The 25,947-nt window shown below is 46.3% G+C and carries 25 protein-coding genes; 5 read left to right on the top strand and 20 right to left on the bottom strand.

Annotated elements, in window-relative coordinates; all coding sequences use genetic code 11:
• Positions 1 to 104 precede the first annotated feature (104 nt).
• Positions 105 to 1,646: a family 43 glycosylhydrolase gene (locus tag C0638_RS08720; protein ID WP_058711422.1), complete on the top strand. Its 1,542-nt coding sequence runs from the start codon at positions 105 to 107 to the stop codon at positions 1,644 to 1,646.
• Between the two features lie 94 nt (positions 1,647 to 1,740).
• Here C0638_RS08720 and C0638_RS08715 read toward each other — a convergent pair whose 3' ends face one another.
• From C0638_RS08715 to C0638_RS08695, 5 genes are all read right to left on the bottom strand, one after another.
• Positions 1,741 to 2,451: a GntR family transcriptional regulator gene (locus C0638_RS08715; RefSeq protein ID WP_013373714.1), complete on the bottom strand. Its 711-nt coding sequence runs from the start codon at positions 2,449 to 2,451 to the stop codon at positions 1,741 to 1,743.
• A gap of 206 nt (positions 2,452 to 2,657) precedes the next feature.
• Positions 2,658 to 4,067: a glycoside hydrolase family 1 protein gene (locus tag C0638_RS08710; RefSeq protein WP_058711431.1), complete on the bottom strand. Its 1,410-nt coding sequence runs from the start codon at positions 4,065 to 4,067 to the stop codon at positions 2,658 to 2,660.
• A 71-nt stretch (positions 4,068 to 4,138) separates the two neighbouring features.
• The gene (gene celB / locus C0638_RS08705) at positions 4,139 to 5,467 is read right to left on the bottom strand and encodes a PTS cellobiose transporter subunit IIC (protein ID WP_040102566.1); all 1,329 of its coding nucleotides are present in this window, start codon (positions 5,465 to 5,467) and stop codon (positions 4,139 to 4,141) included.
• 84 nt (positions 5,468 to 5,551) lie between these two features.
• The gene (locus tag C0638_RS08700; protein WP_013373717.1) at positions 5,552 to 5,884 is read right to left on the bottom strand and encodes a PTS sugar transporter subunit IIA; all 333 of its coding nucleotides are present in this window, start codon (positions 5,882 to 5,884) and stop codon (positions 5,552 to 5,554) included.
• Complete coding sequence (locus C0638_RS08695; RefSeq protein ID WP_013373718.1) at positions 5,877 to 6,194, bottom strand: PTS sugar transporter subunit IIB; 318 nt, start codon at positions 6,192 to 6,194, stop codon at positions 5,877 to 5,879. The genes C0638_RS08700 and C0638_RS08695 overlap by 8 nt, the downstream gene beginning before the upstream one ends.
• Before the next feature lie 686 nt (positions 6,195 to 6,880).
• Between C0638_RS08695 and C0638_RS08685 the strand changes: the two genes are divergently transcribed.
• Complete coding sequence (locus C0638_RS08685) at positions 6,881 to 7,996, top strand: WG repeat-containing protein (RefSeq protein ID WP_058711421.1); 1,116 nt, start codon at positions 6,881 to 6,883, stop codon at positions 7,994 to 7,996.
• Positions 7,997 to 8,067: 71 nt separating this feature from the next.
• Here the strand turns inward: C0638_RS08685 and C0638_RS08680 are convergent, their stop codons facing one another.
• The 4 genes from C0638_RS08680 to C0638_RS08670 form a co-directional block, all read right to left on the bottom strand.
• Positions 8,068 to 8,505, bottom strand: a complete 438-nt coding sequence (locus tag C0638_RS08680; RefSeq protein WP_040102563.1) for a hypothetical protein — start codon at positions 8,503 to 8,505, stop codon at positions 8,068 to 8,070.
• Between the two features lie 214 nt (positions 8,506 to 8,719).
• On the bottom strand, positions 8,720 to 8,875 hold the full coding sequence (locus tag C0638_RS25325; protein ID WP_167346976.1) for a hypothetical protein: 156 nt from the start codon (positions 8,873 to 8,875) through the stop codon (positions 8,720 to 8,722).
• 12 nt (positions 8,876 to 8,887) lie between these two features.
• Positions 8,888 to 9,454: a hypothetical protein gene (locus C0638_RS08675; protein ID WP_013373723.1), complete on the bottom strand. Its 567-nt coding sequence runs from the start codon at positions 9,452 to 9,454 to the stop codon at positions 8,888 to 8,890.
• Between the two features lie 13 nt (positions 9,455 to 9,467).
• Positions 9,468 to 10,982, bottom strand: coding sequence for a DUF4153 domain-containing protein (locus tag C0638_RS08670; protein ID WP_058711420.1), 1,515 nt, complete (start codon positions 10,980 to 10,982; stop codon positions 9,468 to 9,470).
• 147 nt (positions 10,983 to 11,129) lie between these two features.
• Here C0638_RS08670 and C0638_RS08665 point away from each other — a divergent pair, with 147 nt between their 5' ends.
• Positions 11,130 to 12,872 carry an ABC transporter substrate-binding protein gene (locus tag C0638_RS08665; RefSeq protein ID WP_058711419.1) on the top strand — a complete coding sequence of 581 codons (1,743 nt, stop codon included), beginning with the start codon at positions 11,130 to 11,132 and terminating at the stop codon, positions 12,870 to 12,872.
• Between the two features lie 206 nt (positions 12,873 to 13,078).
• Here C0638_RS08665 and C0638_RS08660 read toward each other — a convergent pair whose 3' ends face one another.
• Complete coding sequence (locus tag C0638_RS08660) at positions 13,079 to 14,479, bottom strand: helix-turn-helix domain-containing protein (RefSeq protein ID WP_058711418.1); 1,401 nt, start codon at positions 14,477 to 14,479, stop codon at positions 13,079 to 13,081.
• A 211-nt stretch (positions 14,480 to 14,690) separates the two neighbouring features.
• On the opposite strand from C0638_RS08660, the gene C0638_RS08655 reads away from it, so the two are divergent.
• Positions 14,691 to 14,936 carry a DUF6953 family protein gene (locus tag C0638_RS08655; RefSeq protein ID WP_058711417.1) on the top strand — a complete coding sequence of 82 codons (246 nt, stop codon included), beginning with the start codon at positions 14,691 to 14,693 and terminating at the stop codon, positions 14,934 to 14,936.
• A gap of 42 nt (positions 14,937 to 14,978) precedes the next feature.
• Here C0638_RS08655 and C0638_RS08650 read toward each other — a convergent pair whose 3' ends face one another.
• Positions 14,979 to 15,884 (bottom strand): helix-turn-helix transcriptional regulator, encoded by a 906-nt coding sequence (locus tag C0638_RS08650; RefSeq protein WP_058711416.1) that lies wholly within the window; start codon positions 15,882 to 15,884, stop codon positions 14,979 to 14,981.
• 165 nt (positions 15,885 to 16,049) lie between these two features.
• Here C0638_RS08650 and C0638_RS08645 point away from each other — a divergent pair, with 165 nt between their 5' ends.
• On the top strand, positions 16,050 to 16,997 hold the full coding sequence (locus C0638_RS08645; protein ID WP_058711415.1) for a Gfo/Idh/MocA family protein: 948 nt from the start codon (positions 16,050 to 16,052) through the stop codon (positions 16,995 to 16,997).
• Between the two features lie 38 nt (positions 16,998 to 17,035).
• Here C0638_RS08645 and C0638_RS08640 read toward each other — a convergent pair whose 3' ends face one another.
• The 9 genes from C0638_RS08640 to nikA form a co-directional block, all read right to left on the bottom strand.
• Complete coding sequence (locus C0638_RS08640; RefSeq protein WP_058711414.1) at positions 17,036 to 18,049, bottom strand: asparaginase; 1,014 nt, start codon at positions 18,047 to 18,049, stop codon at positions 17,036 to 17,038.
• A 230-nt stretch (positions 18,050 to 18,279) separates the two neighbouring features.
• A complete protein-coding gene (locus C0638_RS08635) occupies positions 18,280 to 19,047 on the bottom strand; it encodes an amino acid ABC transporter ATP-binding protein (protein ID WP_025675738.1) in 768 nt (255 codons plus the stop codon).
• 4 nt (positions 19,048 to 19,051) lie between these two features.
• Complete coding sequence (locus C0638_RS08630; protein WP_016822612.1) at positions 19,052 to 19,768, bottom strand: amino acid ABC transporter permease; 717 nt, start codon at positions 19,766 to 19,768, stop codon at positions 19,052 to 19,054.
• Between the two features lie 30 nt (positions 19,769 to 19,798).
• On the bottom strand, positions 19,799 to 20,608 hold the full coding sequence (locus C0638_RS08625; protein WP_013373735.1) for a transporter substrate-binding domain-containing protein: 810 nt from the start codon (positions 20,606 to 20,608) through the stop codon (positions 19,799 to 19,801).
• 140 nt (positions 20,609 to 20,748) lie between these two features.
• Complete coding sequence (gene nikE / locus C0638_RS08620; protein WP_058711413.1) at positions 20,749 to 21,558, bottom strand: nickel import ATP-binding protein NikE; 810 nt, start codon at positions 21,556 to 21,558, stop codon at positions 20,749 to 20,751.
• 41 nt (positions 21,559 to 21,599) lie between these two features.
• Positions 21,600 to 22,421, bottom strand: coding sequence for an ABC transporter ATP-binding protein (locus C0638_RS08615; protein ID WP_058711412.1), 822 nt, complete (start codon positions 22,419 to 22,421; stop codon positions 21,600 to 21,602).
• Positions 22,422 to 22,440: 19 nt separating this feature from the next.
• The gene (nikC, locus tag C0638_RS08610) at positions 22,441 to 23,271 is read right to left on the bottom strand and encodes a nickel ABC transporter permease subunit NikC (RefSeq protein ID WP_040102553.1); all 831 of its coding nucleotides are present in this window, start codon (positions 23,269 to 23,271) and stop codon (positions 22,441 to 22,443) included.
• A complete protein-coding gene (gene nikB / locus C0638_RS08605; RefSeq protein ID WP_058711410.1) occupies positions 23,271 to 24,215 on the bottom strand; it encodes a nickel ABC transporter permease subunit NikB in 945 nt (314 codons plus the stop codon). The genes nikC and nikB overlap by 1 nt, the downstream gene beginning before the upstream one ends.
• A gap of 46 nt (positions 24,216 to 24,261) precedes the next feature.
• Positions 24,262 to 25,887, bottom strand: a complete 1,626-nt coding sequence (gene nikA / locus C0638_RS08600; protein ID WP_058711409.1) for a nickel ABC transporter substrate-binding protein — start codon at positions 25,885 to 25,887, stop codon at positions 24,262 to 24,264.
• Positions 25,888 to 25,947 lie beyond the last annotated feature (60 nt).

Genomic DNA, 25,947 nt, shown 5'->3' with positions numbered 1-25,947 from the left:
TTATTCCACTTGTAAACGCTTCCAGTTGAGATAAAATCAAAGGTGAGGTGCCGGACAAGCCCTTCTGGCCCATCCTATCCGTGTTAAAGGAGGCAGATGATATCGTGAAGTGGATCAACAACAGCAAATCGTTAGCCGCATGGATTTGTATTATACTCGCAGTGGTCGGTGCAGGTCTTCAACCTGATGCGGTACATGCCAATACTACAGGCGTTACGCAAGCAACCTATGGGAGCGAGATGAACCCATCGCTGAAAGGCGTAGACGCCGCTAATACAGAACTGTCCTTGAGTGCAATAGCAAGCACAGCCATTACGAACGGAACAGATTGGAAAGACACCGCAGGTAACCCGATTCAGGCAAACAGCGGCAATATCCTAAAAGTAGGCTCCACTTATTATTGGTACGGCGAGCATGCTGAGAACTGGAAATTTGAAAAAGTGAACGTATACACCTCGACCGATTTGAAAAATTGGTCCTTCCGCAGTAGTATTCTCACCAAAGATTCCGCCCCTGAGCTGAATTCAAGCAAAATTGAGCGTCCCAAAGTCATTTACAACAAATCCACCGGAAAATATGTATTATGGGCACACTATGAAAATGGCACGGATTACTCACTCGGTCGCGTAGCTGTCGCTACCAGCGATACACCCGACGGGAATTTTACTTACCAAGGCAGCTTCCGCCCGCTGAATTATGAGTCTCGTGATATGACGGTATTTACGGATACTGACGGTAGCGGCTACCTCATTACAGCTTCCCGTAAAAATGGCGGCGCCAACGATACGATGGCAATCTTCAAGCTGACGGCCGATTATACAGGTGTGCAGTCGTTCGTTGGCTGGATTTTTGAAAATGGCTATCGTGAAGCCCCCGCTGTTGTGAAAAAGAATAACACCTACTACCTGTTTACCTCACAGGCATCCGGCTGGTATCCGAATCAGGGTGCTTATGCAACCGCCAGCTCCATGACTGGAAGCTGGTCTGCTTTGTCGCCTTTCGGCGATCCGGCGGCTTATGGCTCACAAATCCACTCCATCGCCACAATTACAGGCAACGCTGGAACCAGCTACATCTATATGGGCGACCGCTGGAACCCGCTCAATCTGAGCGATCACAAATTTATTTGGTTGCCACTGACCTTGAATGATGCTAATAAAACGGCAACCCTCAATTGGTACAGTAGTTGGGATTTGGATGCTGCCACAGGCACAGTCATCCTGCCTTCTCTTGTGAATCACGCGCAAGGCAAAACAGCAACTGCCAGCTCAGCCGCCTCCGCTTCTCCGGCTTCACTGGCGAACGATGGTAACCCTCAAACTTCATGGAAGGCTACATCTGCATCCTGGCCTGCATGGTGGCAGGTCGATTTGGGCAGTACCAAGACGATTAGCGAAGTGGATATTTCATGGTTTATGTACAAAGGATCTGAGGCATATTACAAGTATAAAATCGAATATAGTACGGATGGTGTTCATTATTCCACCATTGACCGCACAAGCAATACCACATATGGCTTTACCAGTGACAAAGTTAACTTCCAAGCCCGTTACGTGCGCATCAATCTTGTTAATGCGGTGTTATTTAATAATCCAAACAACTGGTACACCCCAACGGTGCATGAAGTCAGGTTGCTTGGTCATTAACTTGCTTCATTAAAAAAGAACAGGCAGGAGAATCCCATATTAGATAGGCTTCTTCTGCCATGTTTGCTTTACCACCTGTTTCGTACTCATTCGCTCAACGTATCCGATTTACTGTGGTAAACACAAATTTATCATACCGATGCCGTGAGAATGAGTATTCAAACGGTATACCCGTATCCAGATAACCTACCTGCTCAATTTCTAAAACCGGATCATCCGCACCACAATCCAAATGTTCCCAATCTAGCTCGGTCGACTTGGACGCACGGATGGTACGATGTGAACTGACAATATTAAGGCCCAGCTCCTCCTTAATATGTTTGTACACTGAGCCGTGCAACACCTGCTCGGTAATACCGCTGATCAGCTTGGTAGGCATGTATGTGCGCTCTATCACATACGGCTCTCCTTCTACAATACGCAGACGGACTACATGATACACAGGAGAATTGGCATCAATAAATAGATGCGCCGCTACCTCTTCAGATGGAAATTGAACGTCAAAGGCTATGATTTTACTTTTGATTTCTTTCCCGCGCAGTACGTTGGTCAGCCCCAGCATTTCATTCACAACGACATTAACCGGACCATTGTAGACCGATTTGACGATAAAGGTTCCGTGTCCTCTTTTACGATTCAACAGCCCTTCCGACACCAATGTATCCAATGCCCTCTTAATCGTCATCCGACTTACCCGGAACTCACTGGCCAGTGAAATTTCATCGGGGATCGGATCATCACTGCTATAGGTCTTATCTATAATACGCTTCTTGACCTCTTGTGCAATCCGTTGGTATTTATTCATCTGTCTACCACCTGTACTAAAATTTGTTTTATGTCAGCATTTTACCAAAAACATCGGTAGCGCTGGTTCTTTTGGTTCTGCAGGCGGGGACATCGAGGTATTATGGTATAAGTAAGTATACCGAACAATATACTTTCTCACCAGCAGTATACAGGGGAACTTGGCTCGGTGATAAAAAAAGGTGGTCCAGAGGACCACCCACCACCTTAGAATCCGTTATTTTCGATCACTTGCTTGAACCAGTGCCCACTCTGTTTAACGGATCTTTTGCCTTCGTTCTGAAGGTCGACAGATACGAAGCCATAGCGATTTTTATAAGCGTTCGTCCAGGACCAGTTGTCCATAAATGTCCATAAGTGATAACCTTTTACATTGGAGCCTTCTGAGATGGCACGTTGGACCCATTTGAGATGCTCACGGATAAAATCAATGCGATAGTCATCATGGATCATGCCGTTCTCATCCCTGAATTTTTCCTCGCCTTGAACACCCATTCCGTTTTCTGATATGAAGCATTCAATGTTTCCATAATTCTCCCTGACATTGGTCAGAATGTCGTAAATGCCCTTCTCATAAATCTCCCAGCCTCGCATCTCATTCATCTTACGACCAGGCATGGCGTAATAATCGAAGAATCGTTCCGGCACAAAAGGCGCATCTGGATTCGGAAGACTTTCGCGAGCCTTGACTCTGCGCGGCTGATAATAGTTAATCCCCAGCAGGTCCACAGTGCCTTGACGTATAATCTCCCGGTCTCCGTCTTCCATGTTTGGTACGAATCCCTCTTGGCGTAACAACTCCACGAGCAAAGGATTAAATTCTCCCGTCACAGATGGGTCTAAAAAGGAACGGTTAAAGAACGCGTCGCATATTTCAGCAGCCTGCACGTCTGCCGGGTGCTGGCTACGCGGATAAGTTGGCGTCAGGTTCAAAATAATACCAATTTTGCCCTTATAACCGCCTTCTTTGTAAGCCTTAATGGCACTCGCGCTCGATAGCAGGGTATGATATCCCACCTGTACAGCTTTCCCGAAATCCACTTCATTTGGATAGTGGAAATCGTACAGATAGCCGCCTTCCACCGGGACAATCGGCTCGTTATGTGTAAACCATTTGGCTACACGATCCCCGAACAGCTCAAAGCAAGTGTTAGTGTAATCCACGTAAGCTTCGACCGTCTCCCGGTTTACCCATCCTCCTTTTTCCTGCAAAGCCATCGGCAAATCAAAATGATATAGATTCACAAACGGCTCAATCCCTGCCTCATGCAACTCTGCAATGACGGCATTATAGAATTGAACCGCCTTCTGGTTCAATTCACCTCTTCCTGCCGGAAACAGGCGTGACCAGGAAATGGAGAACCGGAAGGAGTTATGGCCAAGCTCTTTCATGAGTGCAATATCTTCTTTGTAACGAGTATAGAAGCGGGATGTATCGCCAGGCCCCACCCCGTCATAAAAACGGTTTGGCTCCTGCTCAAACCAATAATCCCAGATGTTCGGTCCTTTGCCGTCTCCCTCCACGGTTCCTTCTGTCTGGGTAGCCGAGGCTGATGACCCCCACCAGAAGTCGGATGGAAAACAGTATTGAATGGCTTGCTGCTCTGTATCTTTCATTTCGGTATGATTCACAGCTCTACTCCTCTCTCTTTTGCAATGAATAAGCCGCTAGTTCAGGCTCATTCACACTACATTCCAACAGTTTGATCCTTACCTGCAATGGCTGCTTGGTTAATCTCCTCTTCCTGCTCTTTACGGACGTTCATTCGATCAATAAATTTCAGGAATGGGAACCAAATGACAAAAACGACAGCCATATTAAACAACTGCAGTACGCCTCCCATTAGAGATCCCGTAGCCATCATTCCACTAAAGAACAACGGCATCGTCCAAGGGACCTGTATTCCGTTAGGCGGTGGTACAAGCCCGGTGGACATCGCGAAGTAAGTAATCAGCGTAACGATCATTGGAGCAATGACCCATGGGACAAAAATAAGCGGATTCATCACAATCGGCAAACCGAAAATGACGGGTTCATTGACATTGAATAGACCTGGTCCAATGGCCAACTTACTGACCTGCTTCAATTGCTTGCTCTTTAGAAAGATCAGAATCGTGAGCACGACTGCCAGTGTCATACCTGTACCACCGATACCTACGGTATAAATATCCACAAACTGCTTGGTGATAATATGCGGCAGTTCTGCTCCTTTGGAGTACGCTTCGTAGTTTTCAAGTGCCAGCGTATTCCAGATCGGTTCCATGACTGAGTTGATAATAATCTGACCATGAAGCCCAAAGAACCATAAAAGCTGAACAAAGAAAATAGCAATTAATGTAGGTATAATACCACTGCCCAAATGCACCAGAGGTGCCTGTACAGCATGATAAATCAGATCATGCAGGTTATTATGAAGAGTCAGTGTAACTACAACATTAATGATCAAAAATATGCCCAATGTGATACACGCCGGAAGCAAAGCGGCAAACGATTTGGCAACAGCTGGCGGAACGCCTGGAGGCATTTTGATAACAATGTTCCGCTGTGTCACTCTTCGATAAATTTCAGCAGCTATAAAAGCAACGATCATGCCAAGGAACATGCCTTTGGCCCCAATTCGATCCAACGGAATGACACCAGCAATCGTGGCACCGCTTTCTTGTGTCAGCACAAATGGGGTGAGCATCAAGAAGCTGACCAACGCGATCATGCCGCCGAATATGGGCTCGACCTTATAACTTCGGGATAAATAATAGCCGATCCCGACAACTACGAATAAGGTCATGATGTTCAGGGTGGCACTCGGCGCAATGTTCAGCAGACTGTTAAAAGTCGCATAATTACCGTCACCCATCCAACCTTTGAGAAACGGCAGATTGATAATAACGACAATGATGGAGCCAAAAACTGTTAATGGAAATGACAACATAAATGCATCACGCAGTACAGTAAGATAGCGGTTGTTGTTCAGTTTACCGGCAATAGGTATCAGTATCCGGCTTAATTTTTCAAACAAAGCCTATTCCTCCCCGCGAAGTGACTTGCATCAATAGGGTTGCAAGCATTTCATGTCCCAAAATTCACAATTTTACAGGTCCTGCTATAAACTTCTGGATTTGAACAGCTCCAGTAGTTCTTTAACCAGATCCTTCATGGTCACCGTGGACATCAGATGATCCTCGGCATGCATCAGAAGGAGCGAAAAGGGAGTTTGAGTACCTCCCGCTTCCTTCTTAACCATTTGAAAATGGATATCATGTGCAGCACGTAAATCTTGTTTGGCTTCTTTGAGCAGTTCGTCCGCACCTTCTACATTTTCATTTCGATACTCAGTCAGCGCTTGAATTACTTTACTGCGAGCGCTTCCACTGTGAAGAATAAGTTGGAAACTAATTTGCTCTTCCGTCAGTTCAGCTATATTGATCTTATCCATTTTTGCGTTCCACCAGCTTTACGGCCTGTTCATAGGCTTTCTTACCGTCAACCATTCCGTAGGCCATCATGTCGATCACTTCTACATGAATACCATATTGAGATGCTTCCTTTTCCAGTTGTCCTTTAAGAAAACTCATTTGCGGGCCAATCAATACCGCGTCAGCCTTAGCCATATCTTCTGCTGCCTGATCTTGACCTACTGCCCAAATTTCAGCCTCATCTCCAATGGACTTAGCATATTCCTGCATCTTGGTAACCAGCAAACTTGTAGACATACCTGAGCTGCACGCCAGTAAAATTTTCTTCATGATTATTCCTTCCCTTCAAGGTCTGATTGGATGATAACTACTAGAAAACGTTTACAGCGTAATTATAAATCCGCTTTTCGAATTTGTCTATACATTTAACATATATGTATAGACTTTTTTTAAAATGACACATTTTCTTCTTTATTTTGAAAAATGAACTGATATATCTTAAATCTCTCAATAATAATCGATTCTCACTATAAGAGATGTGCGAGGCTTAGCGAGCAGCGGCATCAAGCACTTCAGGATTGCACGCAGGATATATGAGGAAGCACCCAGAACGCTACGTTGCTGCGGTACTACCGGAGCTTCGCTTTGAGGATGAACAGTTTAATATCGTGCTGTCTGCCCAGTTTCTGTTTAGGTATAGTGATCGACTCACTATGAGTTTCATAAAAAAACGGTACACGATCTGCTAGATCGTTTGATTCTTGAGCTGGAGGCAGAAGGCTTACGGGTGACGGAGGCCAAGGTCCCGTATGAGTTTATGCGTAACGGCAACTCTCTGTTGAGCATCCGAAAGATGTAGGTCAGGTTTAGAGCTTTCACACACTGAAAATTAGAAAAAATTTGAATATCAAGAAACATTCCTACATTTTTATCGTCTATATTATGGAAGGCCTTACGTATGAGGGCAGAATTCTTTGAAGCCCGAAGTTAAAATCAACTCACAAAGGAGCTTATGCATGTTGAAAAAGTTAGGATTAGCTGCATTGATTCTGGTGACTAGCCTCTCCGTTATGGGAACAGGTTGGGCCGCATCCAGTACAACAACCATTGAAGTCTCTAAAACCGCTGTAGATTACAACATTGCTCGTCCTTCAAGCGATGGTGCTTTCCATGATGGCTTATTGGCCGCTGAAACATCTGCCGGAAACCTTGTGTATTACAATACCAAAGGACAAAAAGCTTTCTCTCTTCCCGCCGAGCTTAAACCTATTGGTGATTTTCAAGAGCAACGAGCTGTAGTCAAAAATACAAAAACCAATCTCTATGGATACATTAATACCAAAGGGACACTGGTTATTCCTTGCCAATATACCGAAGCCAATGTCTTTTCCGAAGGCAAAGCCAAGGTCACAATAGCAGACACCAAAGAAAATGCAATTATAGATCGAACGGGAAAAATCCTTTCTCATTTTAAAGAAAATGTGGATTCAGAATATGTATTTACAGAAGGTCTGGCTCTTGCCTATGCCCCTAACACTGGGAAGATTGGTTTTGTGAATGCTTCCGGTAAACTAGCGATTCCTTATCAATATAAATACAGCCGTAGTTTCTCGGATGGCTTGGCTATTGTTCAAAATAGCAAGGGGCTATACGGTTATATCAATACGGCAGGCAAAGAAGTCATTCCACCTCAATACAAATCCGGCGGAGACTTCTCGGAAGGATTGGCCCCAGTACAAAATGCCAAGGGTAAATGGGGATTCATCAATAAACAGGGAAAAGTCTTGATTCCCTTTAAATTTACGGATGCACAGGATTTTAGCGAGGGTCTGGCCAGTGTGAAAAATGCGAAAAATGAAGTTGGGTTTATTGATAAAACCGGAACATTGGTCATTAAATATCAACAAAAATATGACGTTACATCTCCATTCAAGGAAGGCATTGCTTTAGTCGGTAAACAAGCAAACTCATCCGTTTCGGACGGAAAATTCGGTTACATCAATCGCCAAGGTCAACTGCTGACCAAGCTTGAATACAGATCGGAATCTTCTTCCTTCTCTAATGGTTATGCTGTTGCTTTTATCAAGCCAGGCAAAGCCTTCATTGTATCTAAACATTCTGTTTCAAAATAAAAAACAACCCTGGAGGCAGATCGAATGGATCTGCTTCCAGGGTTGTTTAGATTGCCAATATCTCAAACCACTTAGTCGTGTGTATAGAATTTTACGCCAGGCAGATCAGCTGCCACCCAAGAATAATTAATAGTATTACTGTTGTAATTTTTGGTCCCCGCCTGAGCGATCTGTACTTCCTTCAAGATCGTAATCGATGATCCCTTCGGTCTGACGACTACGACATGACCATGTCCGTCCGCTTTTTTGATCCCAATCGTAGGGTACCCGAGATTTGCTCTTTTTTGAGCATCCTGAAAAGTTACAGAGGACCAGCCTGGCGCCTTTTTATTCAGTAAAGCATCAGCCATTTGATTGGCTAAGCCACCTGGCAAGGAAGCCGACATCGCAGCCATCACATCTTGCGCGAAGATATTACATTTTGTTCCACCTACTGGTGAATACTTTTTGTTCGTTTCTACCTTAAAGCCATCGATTACAGATGCGTATGTGCTTGCACTTCTAGCCATTGAAAATTCCCCCTGAATATAAGTTGTAGAGGAAATGACGGAGTCGCTTGAACATCTGAATGGCTCCACATTCAATTGATGTTGGCTTCAATTCCCTCTCAACTATTAGGGTGATTTCCGGCTTACTTTAACAACGCAATACCACAGAAAATGAACTCTTTTTATATTTCCTATTCAGATTCCATTCACAGTGATAACCAGGGCTTTTGCTTGATTAATCATCACTTACTTGAAGACTTTCTTCACTGATTACGGTTGGAACGATAAGCTCAGGAGTAGTCGCAGGCTTAGCGGGTGTAAAATAGTCTGCAACCCCCACCATTACAGCAATGCCAATAAACAGCACGATCCAATTACGATTCTTTTTCATCACCTGTACCTCTCATTCTTCACTGCGCCCGTTCAGCCACTTGAACCAGTGGAGCAAATGACTGAATCGGTATTCATGCTGGGAAGCATACGTCCATACCTCTGGCTCTTCACCAGGTTCCCTCCAGACGAGCATGGAAAAGTGACCTTCTTTCTCGCTTGCAACCGACAGCAGCGAAAGACGATCATCCCCGAATCGGTAAGGGGCCGATTCTACCCAGTAATTTCGCATATCGCTGATCCAGCTGCGAAAATGCTGTGTACCTGCGATTCGCAGCACTTCATCAGGAAGGAGCAGATGCTCATGGATGTCCTTCCAATCCCCTGCATATTGGTACCGCGCTGCCAACATTGGACTGAGCGGTCTCACTTTGCCTAGAGCCAACGTAGGGATGCAGGTGACGGGAACGACCGGGCCAATACGCTGGATAGCATAAGCACGGGCTTCCTCCTCACTCATCCCGTAGGACATAGCCTCCACGAGAAAATCATTCCGCCTTACACCAAATTGATACTGATACTGTGACATTTCATCCTGTAGCTCTAATACCATATCCTGTGTCGTATCTGTTCCGATCATTCCCAAACACCTCTCATTCCAAAATATAGTCGTGCAATTCCTGTTGCGCTCGATACTTAGCCCAATTGAATTCTGGCCAATTCGATTCTTCTCTCGTCATGCTCATCAAGCGGGTTTGTAAAAACTCATCCAGCGCTCCATGTTCCTTACGGCTAAAATCAATCAGCAGTGGAATCGCGTCCGCTGACAGCTCACTCAAATATTCCTTGTCTATCACCGATGTTGTACGATACCGTTCGAGATTATTTTCAGCTATCCGTACATCAATGCCCACATAGTTCACGACGACATAGGCGATTAGAGCGAGTACAATATAATATTTCGCCAGCGGAAGCTGGCGGACATGAATGCGCACAGCTGCAACGAGCAGCAGCAAGCCTAGAAAAATCATAAATGCGTGTACCAGATAGCGGATATACGTATAGCCGTATGCTTCTTCGTACATGACCAGCCGGGTATATCCCGAGTACAGCATCACACCCGAACAACCAACGAGTATGTACAGCAGGCCGCTGTTCAATGTTTGTACTATACCTGAGCCGAATTCAGTCCACTTCAATACACTGATCATCAGCACAAAGTTGATACCTGTTACCATAACCAGCTCCCCGAATCCTCTTCTCGCATATTCAGCATACGAGGTTCCTTCTGGCAAAGCCCCTTCCCATGCACCAAACAGATATCCGAACTGCAGCACAACGAACACAACATACACCAGATTCATGACAATCAGCACTGTAGCGGTAATGACAGGATCAAACTTGATCGCGACCGGCTCGTGATAAGGTACTGCTACTGCTGGCTGAGCCTCTCTCTCCGTATTCCGCGGAGCAGGCTGTACAAATCCCCACAAGTAACAGAAAAAACAGAAGGTAAAAAAGCAGGTCCAGATCAGCCGCGGCAAACCACTCCCAAAGGTCAATGTGCCAATCCATGCGGGTATGCCTGATAACAACTTTTCGAACATCCCGTCTGCCGAAGCCAGCAGAGATATAATAATGAGTAGCAACGGCAAGGCAATAAGTAGACCGATTATCACTTTACCCAATACACGCTTACGCTCATCCTTTACATTCCGAAAGGCTGCCGTCTTAAACATCCGAAACGGGGTCACGATATGGCGAAAATTTTGATAAAACCAATGGCTTAGCGCCTGACCGATAATACCGATTTCCGACCAGCCATGGCTTTTTTCCCCGAACAGCAACACCATATGCACGCTAATCAGAGCAGCTATAGCCAGGGCATTTAACACATAGAAGATCGGGTTATCGAACAGCACATATGTCAGTGCCAGCATCATAATGACCACGAACAGCAGACGTCCTATCCATGAAAGGGGCTGGCAACGATCTCGATTAAAGGAATACATATACACGTAAAATACAATAACAAAAATAGGCATAGACACGCCCAGCCCATGTCCGAAGAACAGATATTGATGAACCAGCGCCAACACAATGGCGCCAGCAAAGGCGGACAACAACGACGCTTTCGGCAAAGACGATCCACTCATCTTGTCATGCATGGTAAATACCTCCACAACTATGCTTTATAACCCTTATTGTAGATGATAAAATAAGAAGATAAAGAGAAATTAATTGAAATAAAATTTCCTATTTTATAAAAGCAGTTACGCTTTTACTCAAGCATAGGGGAAACGGAGCATTCCTGAATGAAACTTCACGCCCAATTTTTACGGCTTCACTCCCACGCAGCTGACGACAGGGACGAGAACTATACCATAGAGACTACACTGGATGAGCTGGCGGCTATTTTTGACTGCACCCACCGCAACGCCTTGATGATCATTCAGAAAATGGAGCAGCACGACTGGATACAATGGACTCCCCGCCGAGGCAGAGGCCGCCGTTCCAGTCTACGCTTCCTCATTCAGCCGGAAGACATTGCCGTGCAATCCATGATGCAAGCCATAGACCGCCATGATATCAAACGCGCACTGGATGAAATCCGAGCTCATTCACGCTCCTCCACCATGCAGGAGCATTTACAAGGCTGGCTGCTGAATTATTTCGGGCATCACGCAGAGGTGCGCAGTGATCAGCAGCAGATCGACACGCTGCGTCTGCCTATTCGCCAGCAGCTCTATACGCTGGACCCGTTGTACTTGAACTGGCTCGCCGAGTCCTTCGTATCCAGCCATGTCTTTGACGGGCTGGCCCGCCGGGCGAACGAGAGCGGCGAGATTTTGCCCGGACTGGCGCACGCTTGGGAAGTGGACACTACTCGTACGCAGTGGACTTTTTTCCTGCGTAAAGAAGTGCTGTTTCATAACGGCAAAATACTGACCGCAGAAGACGTCGTTTATACCTTTGAGCGACTGAGCCGGGCGCCGGGAAGGAGACTTTACCATTTTATCGTCCGGCAAATTCAGCACGTTCAGGCGTTGAGTCCGACGATGGTACGCTTTGTACTAAAGGAGCCGAACGAGCTATTTCTATCCTTCCTGTGTACCAGCCGGGCTGCAATTGTACCGCGTGAGCTTAATCAGGTGGGTGAAGCCGCATTTGGCGTCCGTCCTATCGGTACAGGGGCCTTCAAGGTCACGGAAATGAACGAAAGCCTGTGCCTACTTGAGGCTTTTGCACCTTATTTTCAAGGTCGTGCTCATCTAGATCGGGTGGAAATCGTCCAACTCCCGTGGGCAACTAAGCTGGAATCGTCGGATATGGAAGACACCGCTTCCTCTTTTCACATTATTCATAATCCTATCCTGGCAAGAGACACGGATACCGCATGGAGCCAGATTCACTCGGCAGCTTCGGTGCGCAAATTTATCACATGTAACACACACAAGGACGGACCGCTGCGCAACCCGGAAATACGTGCTCGGATTGTAGCATGTCTGGATCATCGCCCCCTTCCTTCAGCAGTGGATTCATCTAACGCTAACGATTCATGTGAACCACTGGCGGCGTTGCAAATTGCCACCATTCCTGAGTATAGAGCGGATGCAGAACGGGTCGCGGCCCAGCTCGAATCCTGTGGATATACTTGTAACATCGTGGCCGCATCCATGAATGAATTTAAAAGTTCATCGATTCGTATGGAGTCAGACTTAATCATCTTTTCTCTGTTTCGTGACCGTGATGAGCAATTGCGCCTGTTTGATCTGTATCTTAATGTATCCGGACATGTGGAGCCGCATAGCCGCGTGGATATCGAAAGACTGCTGCGCGAAATTGTACGGGAAGCTGATCATACCGTCAGAGCGCAGCAATTTGAACATATCGAAACTCGGCTCATGGATGAGCACCAGCTGCATATCTTATATGAAAAGCCCGTTCAAACGGCATATCTTCCTACTGTACGCGGCGTATCCTTTAACAGCCAGGGCTGGGTGGATCTGCGTCATGTATGGTTTCCGCCTGCCCAGCTCCCAACTCCTCTCACTTGACGGCAAGGACGCTCCTTCAAATGCACTTCCAAATAAAAAAGGTATCCTCTTCTTCATAAGAGAATACCTTTTTTAATGTTATCCAGACCCTCTATGCGAATGGTTCAGGAGATGACAATGCCCATCCCCCCAGCCCATGACTGTGGACATCGCTTGGGTCTTCTATAGGAGGGGTGACGGGTGGAAAATGCAATAGGATAAAAACATTAAATGCGAGCAGAGAAAAAACGATCTTTTTTATCATGGATGTACTCTACCTCTCCAAGTAAGTTTTTATACTCCTCTTTGTCCTCAGAAGTGGCAGTATGCCGATACTTTTCAAATAGTCCTACACATTTGATGGTGACAGGATTACCATTCAGCACGACGGAATAGGAAAGGCTCTCGAGCAGGAATTTCATACCTTTGGAATAACGATGTTTGTTGAGATCGTAACAAGCCATCTCTGCCAAAAATCGTGCATAGAGATCTGCTGACATTTGCTCGGTATAGGTGCCTACCTTGGCATGCTGATCTGCAAATGCCTCAATTTGTTTTTCAAAGTGTTGCAGTACATGATCTACATTAAAATCATAACGGTTGGCCGCTACCATTATTTTATGTAACCCCACTAGAATTTCGCCTTCATTTTTTTCCAAATAATCTACATACTGTGGAATTACATCCAAGCTGCCGGACATCAACTGATACAAATACCCGTTGGCCTCAGCCCAGTTGCTACAAAGAGCCTTCAAACGCTGAGCTTCTTCCGTATCCTCTTGCACCCAGCTCAAATCAGAGTACAGGGATACATATTCCAGCGCCTTCTGATAATCCCCGCGCTCATCCCACACGCCGGCACGCAGCACGTAAGAATATACAATATACATAAACAAAGGTCCCTTAGGTTCCTTGCCACGCTCTGATTTTCTGTTATTTCCGTATTTTTGCTCATATTGTACTTTAGCTTTTTGAGCCATTTTTTCAGCAAACCATTCTACTTTATCCCAACGCCGCAAGGAGGCATACGTATTAGCCAAGTCTCTTAAGGCATCCAATTGGTCTGCCTCACCCAACCGCTCCACAAAGCTTTCAAAATGTGTGGCTGCCCATAAATTTTCATCCTGGTCATCACCAATGGCAATCGTAAACAAACGGTATTGGCATAGCGCCAGCCGCTCGGAATGTTGATACTTCTCGCTTTCCGCGACATTTTTATAGATAATGGCCGCAGCCTCGTGCCTGCCTTCGTTGAATAATTCTTCCGCTGTCTCAAATAAAGCCGGGGCGTATATGAGATAGTCCATCATAAACTCCACGACTTGCTTAATACAATCCAGTTTGTTCAGCTCTGCACAGCGATGCAAAAAGGGACGAACCCGTCGCCAATTCGGTGCCGTATTCCGTATAAACTCATCAATGTAAAGCTCATAGAGACTCCCTTCTTCAAGCCCCATGCCTGCAGCAATCCGATCCAGCAACAGCATCGCAATTGGCCGGTTACCGTTGATAATGGCACTGATCGTACCTGCATTAATACCTGTCTTCTCCCCAAACTTACTAATCGTAATTCCTTCTCGTCTGATGTACTGCTCCAGCTCTGCGCGAATAGTGGTTGTTTCCTTCAAATCAGGCACCCCCAGGGATAACTTGCATGATTTCAATACAAAAAAAGAAAATTCCCGTGAATATTCCCTTAATTATACAAAAGAAAGCCCACTTAGCCAACTGCATAAGTACATTTATATCAAAAAATTCAATAATTCTCCGAATTGCCGTATACTACAGGAGGCGAGCTGAACAGCTACACCCAATCGGTCGCAGGAAAGGATACGACAAATGGACAACACCCCAACTATAGAACAACAAATTGCACAATGGATGATCGCGCAGATCCGTGAAGTGGGCACTCTGACACAAAAAGATGCTATTGCATATGTACGCTCTGAATACGGAGAGCAGTATGTGTTTATAAGCGAGCATGGTCATGTATCTTTGGAAAAAGAGATCAAAAAGGCATTTCGCAAGCTACATGGTGGCCGAATCGCCTGGGATCGTGATGCATTCCTCTGGGCCTGGACTTAACAAGCAAAAGCATCTGCTATCGGCAGATGTTTTTTTGATGATTTAACCGTAGATCCTCTGGAGTCGGCTAATTTCCTCCTTCACAAACTGTCGGAGTATTGCAGGCTCCACGATTTCAACCCGGCCGATCCAATCCATCGCATCGCGGCAAGCCGCTTCATAGCTATACATGTTAACGGTTACAATGAAGTGACTGCCCTCCTGCACAGACTGAATGATTTCCATCCTTTTCGCTAGTATTCCAGCTTGCTTCTTAGTCGTTCGGATCAGAACAGGATAGTATTCTTTCTCTCTACAAAGCTGCTTAAACGTGCTTTCTTGCCTCATCCAATAATGCTCCAGTGAGAAATCTCCAGGAACCTCAAAGACTTCGGCAGACGGCTGAATCTCTATAATTCGCTCACACTTAAAGGTCCGAACCTCCTGCCCGACTTCACAAAAGGCAATAAGATACCAATCTCCCTTTTTCACCACAAGTCCATAGGGATGTACATCGCGAGAAGAACAAGAGCCGTCAGCTTTCTCATACTGAATAGTTACTTTATAGGACCCCCACACTGCCGCTCTCACGGCTTCCAGGCAAGGAATCGTTACACGTTCCGTCCACCACGGTGTATCATCAAAATAAAACCGCGCTTTGGCTTTCCTAATATCGGACTGATATGGGGCCGGCATCGTCTGTTCCAGTTTGAGCAAAGTATTCTTTAACTTCAAACCCGATTCTGTGGACCCGTCCGTATAAATGCCCATCCCCGTTAAATACAACTGAATGACATCCCCGCCATTCAACTGTTTCAGATTCGCTGTATAACCGTCCATTAAATAAATTCCGCCCTTCGGGCCGGATGCGGTAACAATCGGAACTCCGGCTTCAGCCAGAAGGTCGATATCCCTGTAAATGGAGCGTACAGAGGTTTCCAATGCCAACGCCAATTCCCTGGCTTTCATTCTCCCTCTAGATTCGATACATAATAAAATCGCGATTAAACGATGCAGTCTCACAATCATACCTCCACAATAGATGGTTAACCCGAAATGAAAAGATGATGCAAAGATTGTTGACACCCTGTTGGCAACAATAGGTGTGTATCATAGAAGTAAGGGGTGTAATGGATGATGAATATTGGAATTTTGGGGACGGGATTCGGAGCGTATCATGCCTCACTGTTAAACAACCATCCCAAGGTAAACAGACTCATTGTATTTGGAAGAAACGAAACCAAGCTGCAAAAATTGAAAGAGGAGCTAAACGTAGAAGTCACACAAAATATAGAGGATATTCTGCTGGATCCGGACGTGGATATCGTCGATCTATGCCTGCCCTCCCACCTGCATAGGTCACATGCCATTGATGCGCTAAAGCACGGGAAGCATGTATTTTGTGAAACACCGGTTTGCTTTCATCTCGAAGACGCTCTTCTTATGCAACAAGCTGAGAAGCAATATGGCAAAAAAATTCTGGTCAACCAGTTCATTAAGTTTGATCCTGCCTATACCTATCTGTACGAGGCTTATCGCCAACAAAAATACGGAAAACTCATTTCCTTGTCCTTGAAAAGAGAAACCCCTCCCTTGTGGGGAGACCTTGGACTAAGCTCCATCCCTACGCAGTTCATGATTCATGAACTGGATTTATTCACCTGGCTATGGGGTCCCTGTGATCCATATACAGTGTGGGGCACAGAGGTAGTCCATCCCGAACAGGCACAGGTTCGGGCTTATTATCAACATCGGGATGCCTTCACAGAAGTCATCGCTTCTTCCCATATGCCGAAAAGCTATCCTTTCACGGTAGCCTATGAGGCTTATTTTGAAAAAGCCAAACTGGTATTTCATGAGAGTGACGAAAACGATCCTATACCCACCGCATTATTTGAGTATACCGCATCAGGAAAGCAAAAAATCAATCTCGAATCTGCCAATCCATACGAAAAAATTTGGGATCATGCACTTGAATGCTTTGGCGGACATGCGGAATGCCTCATTCCCCTGGAGTCGGCCGTACAAGCACTGGAAATGGCCATTGAGATTAAAAATAGGCTGGAGCAGGCTCGGCGTTAGCCGGTATGTAGCTGGCACCTACGGAAATCAGCTTCCTATCAGGAAGCTGTATCCGCAGGCAAGGACACTTCGTCCGCGTAGTTCGTTGCCATAATCTTGGCTACCCCGGCCGGGTCTGTCGTCTGTCCCAATGCCCACATCATTTTCGTCACCAGCGCTTCCGTTGTCATGTCATAGCCCGGAATAACACCCTTCTCCAGTACCTTCTGACCTACCTCATAAATCGTCAGGTCCCCGCCCTCATAAGGACATTGAGTTGTGACGACAATACTCATACCGTCCTTCATCAGCTCCTCAATTTTGCTAATGAGGCTTCTTTCTTTAAAAGGCACGCCCCCCATACCAAAGCCCTCAATGACGATACCTTTATAGCCCAAACTCCGAATAGCATCAAAAATCGCGGGATTCGTACCTGGAATCAGCCTGAGCAGAAATACTTCAGCAGCATACCCGTCATTGTATGGGTGACGAACGGTATCACGATTTGCAAATACACCCTCCGTATAGACCACCTTGCCGTTCTCCACGAGACCTATGTACGGATAGTTAATACTCTCAAAAGCGTTATAGCTGCGTGTTCTGATTTTCGAGCTGCGACTACCGTTGATAATTTTGCCATTAAACACGACAAAAACCCCTGCCACCTCGCCACATGCGGTCAGGAATGAGTCAATTACATTTTTTTTGGAATCACTGTGCTCCGCCAATATGGATACCTGCGAACCTGTCACAACGACGGGTTTGTCTACAGTGCCCAACATGAAGCTCAGGGCTGAAGCTGTGTAAGCCATCGTATCCGTGCCATGGGCAATAACAATACCGTCGTATTGATCGAGCGAACGATGTACCATCCGAGCGATGGAAGCCCAATCCTCTGGTTGTGTATTGGTGCTATCAATGCTCATCAGATTGCAGGCATCAATCTCGCAAATTTCCTGAAGCTCCGGAATTTCAGCCAAAATATTTTCAGCCGATTGGGTTGGAGTCAGGCCGTTTTCCTGATAGGAGGAAGAAATTGTTCCTCCGGTATTAATGAACAGAACCTTTTTCATTTGCCAATGTTCCTTCCCGATTACAACTTCACTTTATTGTTCTTAGAATTTATCATGAATAAGGGTGATTAGCTACTTTGCAAAGGAAAATAACTTCGAATGTAAGGCTAAAAAAGCACGACAAAACAAGCGCCGACTTTCCTGCCTACCGCGACTTGTTTAGCGTGCTTTTTACGATAGTTGCAATGAATCTACAGCACTGCACATACCTTTAACCCATTCACGTACTTTTATGGCGATGTTGGCTGGTCCTGTAACGTTCTTTGCCCCAAAGCTTTGCCCAAGAATTGTCGTGTCCGTTCTTCCTTCGGATGATTGAAAAACTGTTCCACCGGCCCCTGTTCCACGATCGCACCATGCTCCATCAGCACGACCCGATCCGCTACATCCCTCGCAAAACCAAGCTCATGCGTAACAATAATCATCGTATTGCCTTCACTCGCCACCTTTTGAATTACGGACAGCACTTCATCCACCAGCTCAGGATCGAGTGAGGAGGTTGGCTCATCGAACAACAACACCTGCGGATTCAGCGCCAAAGCGCGGGCAATCGCAACACGCTGCTGCTGTCCACCCGAAAGCTGGGCAGGATAATAGGTCATACGATCCTTTAACCCGACCTTTTCCAAAATGCCCTCACTGATCTCCCTTGCCTGCTTGCGATCCATCTTTTTCACACTGGTCAGACCAATCATCACATTGTGGAGTGCATTCAAATTTTTAAACAGCTGATATTGCTGAAATACCATTGCCGTTGCCATCCGCAATCCGAGAATATCCTTTTTTCCTGCCTTGGCCGCATCTACCTTCAGACCGTCAATTTCAATGATACCGCTGGTTGGCTGTTCCAAAAAATTAATGCTACGCAGCAGTGTAGACTTCCCCGATCCGCTTGGTCCCAGGATGACCACGACTTCTCCCTTGCCCACCGTCAGGTCTATGCCCTTTAACACATGATGCTGCCCAAAATGCTTATGAATTTGATGAAGTTGAATCATGCCCTTATTCACTTCTTTCGTATATTCGGATACGCTTCTCCAGCACAACAAGCCCGCGCTCAATAATGATGCACACCAACCAGTAGATCAAAGACACCGCAACATAGACCTCAAAAAAAGCCAACGCTCGCGCGCCCATAATTTTGGCCTGTCCCATCATATCGACGACACCAATCATAAAAATAAATGATGTATCCTTCACTGTACTGATCAGTGTGTTTCCCAAATTGGGCAAAGCCACCGTTAGCGCCTGCGGCAATACAATTTTGAGCATAATCTGTGTTTGGCTCATGCCGATGGAATTGGCAGCTTCAAATTGTCCCCGATCGACTGAATGAATCGCTGCCCGGAATGTCTCCGACAAATATCCTCCAAGGTTCAACGAAAATGAAAGCAACGCAAACAGCTCGGGCGGAATGACATAGACATTAAATTGCTGTAAGAAGCCATACTCGCTCTGAAAATAATACAAAAACTTGGGTATTCCGTAATATACGAGAAACAGCTGCACAATGAGCGGTGTTCCCCGGATGTACGAGACATACAACGTAGACAAGGGCGCCAAGACAGGCACCTTGTATATCCGGATTAAGGCCGTAGCCAACCCGATGATCGCACCCAGCAACATGGAGACAAACGCAATCCATAATGTAACAGGGAGATACTCCACGATCTGGGGAAGGCTTTTCAGCATATAATCTAAATCAAACAGCTTTTCCATAGGAACCCCACTCTACTTTTTACATTGTTATTACTGAGGAATAAATTCTCCGCCTGTCCACTGTTCAGACAATTTTTTCAGTGTTCCGTCCGCTTTAAGTTCTTTAATAATCGGGTCGATTTTAGCTTTCAGCTCCTCACCCTGCTTATCCTTTTTGAACACCAGATTGATATTATCGCTTTGCACAGGCTCGCCCACAGCTTCCACCTGCAAGCCTTCCTTCTTGATCGTTGCTGCGGCCATCACTGGATCATTCACATAAGCATCCACTCGGCCATTTTGCACGTCTTGGAGGTTATCGGACGAAGTGCCTGTATCGTTATATTTTAAAATAATTTTGTTCCCGTTCTTCGCATTATACTGCTCTAGCAACTGCGTATAGGAATCCCCTACCGAGGCGGCTACCTTCTTGCCTTCCAAATCCTTGAGAGAATGGATATCCGTTCTACCCTTTTTCACAATAATAACCGACTGAGCGGAGAAATAGGACTCATCCGAGAACAGATACTTCTTCTCACGCTCCGGATTTTTGGCAACTTCATCTGCGATGATCTGAACTTTATTCGCATCCAGCGCAAGGAATATCGCATCCCAGCCCGAAGGTACAAATTCAATCTTATAGCCGTCCAGCTTCTTATCGATCTCCTTGACTACTTCCACATCGTATCCGGTCAGCTCGTTTTTATCATTCGTAAAAGCAAACGGCGGGTAGTCATTTTGTGTCCCCACATAGAGTACCTTATCCCCTGATGCCGCTTCCTTCGAGGAACATCCACTCAAAGCACCCGTTAATAACACAAGAGATAGGCCAATCGCTGCTACTAAAGCAGATTTCTTCATAAGTGATATCCCCTTTTGAAATCCAAGTAATTTACTATGATTTTATATTATAACGAGTTATTCAAATAATACAACTAGCAAATTTCATTTCGATTATCTAACCAGATATTGCACAAAAAAAGACCCTTGCGGGTCAGTTGTTATTCATGAAGTGGAAAACGGTCTGCAGGGTGCTCCGGCAAAATGGACGAAATTAAACGTTGCACAGCCGGGTGAGCAGATTCAAAAATCTGATCTTTCTTATCACAGTGCTCGATTAATCTCCCCTGTTCCATCACAGCAATGCCATCACAGACGGCGTAAGCCGCTCGAATATCATGCGTGATAAACAGATATGACAATCCAAATGAAGTTTTCAGCTCTTCCAACAGGGATAAAATGCGCATCTGATGAACCATATCCAGACTGCTGACGGACTCATCCAGCACGATCAGCTTGGGTCTGAGCGCAATCGCCCGTGCAATATTAATCCGCTGTAATTGTCCACCACTGAATTGGTGCGGATATTTATTCCGATCCTCCGGCTTGAGACCCACCCGCTCCAGCAGGCCTTCTACCGTTCTTTTTTGTTCCTGCACTGATAACCGCTCGTAATTATCCAAAGGCTCTCCGACAATCTGTCCGGCGGTCATGCGAGGGTTTACAGCAGAATAGCAGTCCTGGAATACAACCTGCATATCCCGTCGCAATCCCCTGCGTACTTGAGGACTTCCATTATAGATGTCCTGCTCCTGAAACAGTACCTGACCCTCCTGCGGCTTCTCCAGCCCCAGAATAACCTTGCCCAGCGTGCTCTTCCCCGCTCCGCTGGTTCCCAGCAGTCCCAGACAAAATCCGCTCTCTATGGTAAGCGACACATCAGTGAGCACAGGGAGACGTGATTCGGAGCGGCCCAGCCATTTGCGCTTTCTATAGCTATGAGTTACTTCCTTCACTTGCAGCACACGCATTCGCTCCCCTTTTGAAAGTATCCAATAGGCAACTAATCGCCCTACTGATTTATGCCCTGAAGGGACAACTTAGGTCTGGCCTGCAGCAGCATTTTCGTATATTCATGCTGTGGCTGGTCGAACAACTGAAAAACCTCTGCCTGCTCAACAATACGTCCCCGCTGCATCACTGCCACTTCATCCGCCATTTGGGAGATGACACCCAGATCATGCGAGATCAGCAAAATAGACGTGTCATATTCCGTACGCAAGCGATCCAACTCTCTCAGCACCTGTAGCTGATTAACCACATCGAGTGCCGTTGTCGGTTCATCCGCAATAACCACTGCTGGCCGCAGGCACATGGAAATGGCGATCATGACCCGTTGCAGCATCCCGCCACTCAACTGAAACGAATAACGTTTCATCAGCTTGGCTGGATCAGGCAGATTCATATTTTCCAGAGCCGTTATGGCAAGATCGCGAGCCTGTTGTTTGGTTAATCCGGTATGCGTGCGGATCGTTTCCATAAACTGATCCCCAATCGTATATACTGGCGTAAAAGCTCTCATCGGATTTTGCATAATAAAAGCGATTTCCTTGCCCCGAATGCGGCGCATCTCCTCAGTTGCCATTCCGTTCAACTCACGACCGTTCAGACGGACACTGCCTTCCACATCCATCGTCTGGCGATCCAGTAACTGGAGAAGCGCGTTACAGGTTACTGTTTTGCCGCTCCCACTCTCGCCGACAAGACCCAGAACCTGCCCCTTTTTCAGTTCAAAATGGGTAGGTTCTAGTAGAGATACCGCCCCTGCATCAGTTTTGAGCTTTACCTGCAAGTCGCTGACCTCCAGCACCTGCGTCTTGGCCGTGTCATCCATCGTTGTCCCCACTCCTGTTTTACTGACGTTTGGCAATCCCGTATCGGTCGGACAGCGTCTCCCCCAATATATTGAAGGCCATCACCACCACCAGAATCATGATACCCGGATAAATCATTAATTCTGGATGACTGCGGATGTATCCCGTTCCCTCATGAATCATGGCTCCCCATTCAGGAGTCGGCGGCTGGATACCTAGACCAAGGAATGACAACGCGGAGATGTCCATAATCGCCCAGCCCATCTCCAGCGTACCAATGACCATAATCGGCCGCAGCACATTTGGAATGATGTGCCGCCGGATAATGGCCCCTGAGGAGGAGCCGCTAATCCTTGCGGCCGCTATAAAATTCTGCTCTTTCAGACTGACGACCATATTGCGGCACATTCGGGCATAGTACACCCACTGCACCAGCATCAAGGCAAACAGCACCTGCATGAGACCCGGCCCAAAAATACCGACAATGCCGAGCACAAGCACCAAGTTGGGAAACGCCATAATGCCTTCGCAAAACCGCATCAGTACACTATCGACCCAACCGCCCAAATAACCTGCAATTGATCCGATTACAACACCGATGCTAAGCGAGGACAGGAAAATTAATGTCGCAAAGCCAAGCGAAATTCGTGCTCCATACAGCAGCCGGGATAGATTACACCGACCCAGATGATCCGTTCCTAGCCAATACTCTTTTGAAGGGCCTTCCAGCTTGTGCAGTAAATTGACCTTAACGGGATCATGGGGAGCCAGCCACGGAGCCAGCGCCATTATGATAAAAAGGGCTGCCAGCACGACTGAGCAAACCACGATTACTTTTTGATCCTTGAACATTTTACGCAACCTTATCATCACTGCTCTGCTCGTCCCTTCGAGGAAATTCGGGGGTCCATATACAACTGCACCAGATCAACGAGCAAATTGCATACGATGAACAGGCATGCCGCCAGAAACACATAGCATTGTATGACGGGAATATCCCGGTTAAAAATGGCTTCCACAAAATAACGGCCAAACCCGGGCCATGAAAACACCTGCTCCACAATAATCGTTCCAGTCAGCAACTTGCCCAGATTCATGCCCATACTTGTTATTAGCGGAGTCATAGCCATTTTGAGTATGTGCTTGAGCATAATCACCCGCTCGCGTATTCCTCTGGTTCTGGCATACTGTACATACGTTTCCTGAAGCTGTTCCAGCACACTGGATCGCAACAGACGCGTATATAAAGCAATCAGAACCAGCGACAGAGTCAACGTCGGTAACACCAGATGCTGCCACGTTCCCCGGCCCTCTACAGGTAGCCAGTCCAATCGGACAGAGAAAAAGAAGATTAACAAATATCCCAGCCAGAACTGGGGAATAGACGCTCCGAAATACGAAATCCCCTGACTCAGCATGTCGATCCAGCCATTTTTACGCATCGCCGCCAATACACCTAACGGGATGCTCACAACGATGGATAGTGCCATGCTGCTTAATGCCAGCTCAACAGTGGCAGGCAATCGAGCCTTCACCTCATCCCACACGGGCTTGTTGGTCAGATACGAAGTACCAAAGTCCAACCGACTGATTCTTTGAATTGTATGCATATACTGTGTCAGCAATGGCTGATCCAGTCCGAACTCATGTCTTTTCTGCTCCAGAACTTCCGGGGTAGGATAAATATGAGCAGCCGTCAAATAAGCTTCAGCGGGATCAACCGGTGAAATGTGAATGAGTGCAAAGGTAACGAGGGTGGCAAAGAGAACAATAGGAATGACCGCTACCATTCGCTTCCCGATATAGCTAATCATAAGTTGTCCTCCTATCCTGTAAATTAACGTTACCTCACCGTTTCAGTTACTTTCCAATTTCAATTCCCTCAAATGGATTTTCATCCCGATTAGCTGGGAAAACAAAGTTAGTAATCTTTTTCTGATACACTGCCGTTTTCTTAATATACGAAATAGGCACAATGGCAGATTGCTCTTGGAGCGTCTTCAAAATCGAAGCATACAGTTCTTGACGCTTGGTTTTATCTGTCGATGAAAGTGCTTCGTGTACTTGCTGATCCAGATCCTTCTTCATGGGAAGGGCGCTCAACACCTCAGAAATTCCGAAGCTCTTCTTGGCAATAACATTAATAAAGGAATGCGGATCATAAGGCGCACCATAGTTGTACCAGAAATACAGATCAAACTGGTTGGATCTAAGCCGCTTGATTTGAACCGTCAACTCCAGTCCGGTCAGATTCACTTTGACACCCAGCTCTCCCCATTCGGCCTGAATGGTTTCAGCCATCGCCTTTTGGATCGGATCGGTCTTGTCGAAAATCAGCTCAAAATCCAGCTGTTGTCCGTCTTTCTCCCGTACTGTGCCGCCTGCGGGCAGCTTCCAGCCAGCCTCATCCAACAATGCTTTGGATTTTTCCACATCATAGCCTATTGGCTGTAAGTCCACATTTGTATATGGGTAGTTTTTGGATAAAACCGTATCCGCTGTTTCCTCCAGCCCTGAGGTTACGCCTTCCACCATCGCCTGCTTGTTAAATCCATGCTGGAGTGCCAGACGTACCCGAAGGTCTGCCAGCTTGGGATTGGACGAGTTGAGCAACAGGCTTCTTGTGCCAACAGGCTCGGACAGCGTAGTAACATACTGATTCGTGTCGCGAAGCTGTTTGAAAGCATCCAGGCTAATAACACCCTCTCCATAAATCAGATCCAGGTCGCCTTTTTCAAAGGCCATTACACGTGTTTCACCATCGGGAATAATTTTGACCGTAATTTTGTCCACCTTCGGTGCAGTACCCCAATAATTCGGATTACGCTTAAAGGTTGCATACTCATCCTGCTTGTATTCATCCAGCATCCAAGGTCCTGTACCTACAGGTTTCTTAATTCCTTTGGACGTATCTCCATCATCCGGGAACCCGGCTTCACCCAAAAACCGGAACGGGCGAACGACAGACAGATCCTGAAGAACCGGGTAGTATGGCTCTTTGAGCGTCATTCGGAACGTACTGTCATCTACAGCTTCAGTTTTGTCGAGAACGCCTACTATACCAAGCCAACTATGCGTTTTCTCATTTTTCATAATAGCGTCAAAGTTCTTTTTGACAATCGCCGCATTAAATAGCGTTCCATCGGAAAATTTCACACCTTTACGCAGCTTAAACGTATATGTTTTGCCGTCCTTGGATATGGTCCAAGATTCAGCCAAAGCAGGCTCCAGCTTGCCTCCTTGCTTGTAGCTGACTAACGGCTCATAAATCATGGATTGTGCAAAAAGTTGGGAAGGGTTGTATACGTGAGGATTCATTGTACCAATATCCCGTGGCCACGATAGCGTGATCGACTTTTCATTGGCAGCTCCGTTAGTAGAGGTGGATGCAGGTGTGTTCTCCTGCTTCGCGCAGCCCAGAATAACGGATAATAAGAGGAGAGTCACCAACATAAGGGTGGCAGTCTTGCGGTGTCGAACGGACATCAATGTATTTCCCCTTTTCTATATATGTGATAATGATTATCATAATCATATTTAGAATAG

The organism is Paenibacillus sp. lzh-N1 (assembly GCF_002872435.1).
GTDB classification, from domain to species: domain Bacteria; phylum Bacillota; class Bacilli; order Paenibacillales; family Paenibacillaceae; genus Paenibacillus; species Paenibacillus polymyxa_C.
Note: the sequence above shows the minus strand (reverse complement) of the source record. Positions and strands in the feature narration are given on the sequence as shown.